This is a genomic window from Serratia sp. A07, assembly GCF_058725505.1.
In genome coordinates, this window is record NZ_JBZXDO010000221.1 from 1 (window position 1) to 735 (window position 735).

General features: G+C 62.7%; 1 protein-coding gene. It reads right to left on the reverse strand.

Going from position 1 to position 735, the window contains the following annotated elements:
* Positions 1–94: 94 nt before the first annotated feature.
* Positions 95–735, reverse strand: a 641-nt coding sequence (traW, locus tag AC4PR2_RS29380) for a type-F conjugative transfer system protein TraW (RefSeq protein WP_492176110.1), incomplete at its 5' end; no start/stop codon positions are given.

Consider the following 735-nt stretch of genomic DNA (forward strand, 5'->3'; position numbering starts at 1 on the left):
AAGCTCACCGCGCCCGGCGAGGCATGTGCCGGCAGCTGCGTAAACAGCGCTGCAGCGACGCTGACCACGACAGCCTGTGCAGTCGTCTTGATCTTCATGATTTGGGTCCTTTTTTAATTTCCTGACCGTCATCGGCCACGGCCACTTCGGTGATGCGCAGCAGTTTTTTCCCCGGCATCTGGTCAACGATGGCCGGCACCCGGCGAATGCCGAACTTGTTGACCAGCACGGCGCCCTGGTCAAAATAGACGCGCACGTCCAGCGCGTCGCTGCTGCCTCTGATGTTGCCCCCGACCAGGATGAGCTTGTCCATGACGCCCGGCCGTGGGCGTTGCCTGAACCAGGAGAGCTGCGCAGCATCGCGTCCGTCGATAAACACCAGCGTCTGGTTGAAGGTCGGCAGCACGTCGAACGGCGACACCCGCTGCCCCTTGCGGGCAAACACGTTCCCCTTGTCGTCGGCAATGTCTTTTTGCACGACGAACGCCGGATCGAACGTCCGCACCACCCTGACCTCGGCACGCCGCACCCCCTCGATGGGGGCGGGGTTCAACACGCTATCCGTGACGCGGTCACGCAGTTCCTGCTGGATACGCTCCTGCGTTTTCCCGGCGAAATGCTCACCGAGCCGCTCACGAATAACGCTCAAAAGGTCATGCTCCCGGATGGGCCAGATATCGCCCACCGTGCCGAGGTTGGCCGCCTGAGTCAGCGAAGGCAGCGCCAGGCAAAGGG